Here is a 2,553-nt window from a genome sequence, read left to right as displayed (position 1 = left end):
GCGTTTTCCAGCATAACCTCTTTAACCTGCACACATTTCAACCCTACTATTTTTCTCAATTTTCGGAAAAATGTAGTTGTTTCACATCGGGTCAACGAGCCGATATATCTGGTTCATGGTACATCTTTTCGAGTTCGGCCGGAAAAGGGCAACACGGGCGGTCACGGCGCGTCACAAAGGCAATACGGCATTATAGCGACCATGGCAATCCGAAATATCATACTAACCCTCATGATCATGATATTACGTGGACGCCAGATGGAAATCCTGACTTTGGAAATCCCCAAAACTATCCAGATGGTACTCCCCCATTTAATTAAGAGCATAAACAAATCTGAAAAAAGACAAGATTGGGGAGGTATATATGAGTAAAATAAGCACGTCTGATTTTGAAAAAATTATGCATTTTAATATTAATGATAATGCTTGTATAGAAATTAATTTTTGTGTTGATGCAAGCGAAGTTTATACGTCTTGTTGGCTGGGAAAATTGATTTCCGAAGAAAAAAAGGAAGTATACTGGTTCGGTTTAACAGCTGATGGATCAGAAGCTTATGATTTTGATTCAGTTAGACAGCTTCTGGAAACGAAAGTTTTTAACGGGAAGAGCCTTAAAAAGATTTGGGAATTGATTACTATAATTTCTATAGATGGCTGTGATGTTGAAGATTGCATTTCATATTACAGTGGCGAACAAACTGTAGAAAGCTCAAGGGCGAGGTCTTCCCATCAGGGTGACAGAAAGCCTTCAACCGTTTAATTATGGTTATACCTTAGGATTTCCTACCCTTAATCCTTTTAGAGACCACTCAACCACCAGCCGAAGGCGAAGTAAATCAGAGCTTCCATCAAGGTTTTAGTTCTTAAGAAAAAATTTTGATGCTGGGTATACGAAAGCCCACAATCAGTTCCAAAAGCATGAGATAAACGCACTCTGTCTAAAATAAAATATTATTGGATAGGGTGCGTTTATTATGACAGTAAAGAGAATAAAGTCTGATTCCATTTTTCTTCACGAGAATAGTAAGGTAAGACTAAAGACCTGCGGAACCTGCCGAGAGATCTAGTTTACGGGTGAGACCAATGGCTATAAGGCTGATGGCAAACAGGCAATTATAAATAAAGAAACAGGACAAATTATTGATTTCTATGAGGGAACAAGCTTAAAGGGTTTTATTAATGTAAGGCAGGTGCAGTGATGAAAATAGACGATGGCTCAATTGTTCCTGGTGTTGGGATTGGCAACATAAAATTAGATATCACTAGAGAACAGCTATTGAACATTATTGGCTCTGATTTTAAGGAACGATTTAGAGAAAATGATTCAGTGATAGAAGTAGAAAATGCAAGATTTTGGATTGCTGAAGACAATTGTTTAGATCAAATTGGAGTCCAAAAAGGTTTTACAGGAAAGAATTAGAACAAGAAAAGGGAATATGTTTTGAACTAGAAGATGTTGATGATTGGAATGAATTGACAGCACCAATTGAATTTATCTATGTTTTTCGTATAGCTAAACATTGATTTATAAGATAATATCTGCCCGGCTTTGCCGGGCGATGTCCCCAGAGGTTATGCGTTATCCAGCATAACCTCTTTAACCTGCACACTTTTCGACCCTAGTCATATTGGTTAATTTGGGGAGAAATGCCTCTGCTCCACATTGGCTCAACGGGCCAGAATATTTGCTTCATGGTACATCTTTCCGAACTGGGTTTTAAAACCGGCACACAGGCCGTCACGGTGCGTCACAGGAGGGCATCCAGCAAAACAAATCTGGGCTTTTTCACCCGGCAGTTTTCTGATTTTCAGCGGTGGTTTAGAAGCACTGGGGGCAGAATACGGAATATTGGAAAAACTGGATGCCTCCGTGCCACCCATGTAAGACATGTTCAACCTTTTGAAAATCATGGCAAGTAAGTTTTCAGTAAGAAAAAACGCAAGAGAATTGAAATTGACAGTCACTCCGACGCTATGTTACAATGGCGCACACCCGGGGGTTAAGGGGGGTGGAAACACACCGGAAAAATCCCAGCAAGACAAACACATCGGCCGCTCCATGATGGATCTGGTTGGTGTGTTTTTCTGCTGTTACAGACCGTTGATAAATTTCACAGCTCGGGCTTCGTCTGTCAAGCCGCAAACCTGTCATCCATTCTTCTGTCAGCTACTTCATATATTTTTTCAGCTTGTGAGGAAGTCGATATCACAATGGAACAAATATCTGTTCCATAGATGAAGCGCCTTATACAAATCGAAAAAAGAGCCGGGTAAGGACTTGAATCCACCTGTCCACAGAGGTAACATACGACACACTTCCAGATAAGAAAAATGATAACGGAAATAACGGCAACAACGGAAACGGTGGGAATGGCAACCACTATGGCTGGGAAGAAGGAGAATCCGGTGGAAACAGCGGAGGAAACGGGAATGGCAACGGCGATGGGAATAACGGGAACGGCAATGGCAACAATGGAAATGGCAACAGCGGAAATACCAACAACACGGGAGGAAGCGGGAACCAGAGCGGAATCCTGATGCCGCAGAAACCGG

At 41.3% G+C, this 2,553-nt stretch carries 5 protein-coding genes; 3 read left to right on the top strand and 2 right to left on the bottom strand.

The window, feature by feature from the left end:
• The 3 genes from CLOSYM_RS23220 to CLOSYM_RS15105 all read left to right on the top strand — a co-directional run.
• Nucleotides 1–372: hypothetical protein (locus CLOSYM_RS23220; RefSeq protein WP_021642767.1), on the top strand; the 372-nt coding region annotated here is incomplete at its 5' end.
• Entirely contained in the window at nucleotides 365–760 is a 396-nt protein-coding gene (locus CLOSYM_RS15110) for a hypothetical protein (protein WP_021642766.1), read from the top strand. The genes CLOSYM_RS23220 and CLOSYM_RS15110, both read left to right, overlap by 8 nt.
• A gap of 438 nt (nucleotides 761–1,198) precedes the next feature.
• Nucleotides 1,199–1,420 carry a hypothetical protein gene (locus CLOSYM_RS15105; RefSeq protein WP_021642765.1) on the top strand — a complete coding sequence of 74 codons (222 nt, stop codon included), beginning with the start codon at nucleotides 1,199–1,201 and terminating at the stop codon, nucleotides 1,418–1,420.
• Nucleotides 1,421–1,668: 248 nt separating this feature from the next.
• On the opposite strand, the gene CLOSYM_RS15100 is transcribed toward CLOSYM_RS15105, so the two are convergent.
• Nucleotides 1,669–1,890, bottom strand: coding sequence for a hypothetical protein (locus tag CLOSYM_RS15100; protein WP_044902519.1), 222 nt, complete (start codon nucleotides 1,888–1,890; stop codon nucleotides 1,669–1,671).
• Nucleotides 1,891–2,132: 242 nt separating this feature from the next.
• On the bottom strand, nucleotides 2,133–2,553 hold a 421-nt coding region (locus CLOSYM_RS23215; protein WP_207638261.1), incomplete at its 5' end, for a hypothetical protein.

The sequence above is a fragment of the [Clostridium] symbiosum ATCC 14940 genome (genome assembly GCF_000466485.1).
In the GTDB taxonomy this organism is placed as follows: domain Bacteria; phylum Bacillota; class Clostridia; order Lachnospirales; family Lachnospiraceae; genus Otoolea; species Otoolea symbiosa.
This window is presented reverse-complemented; position numbering and strand designations above follow the sequence as displayed.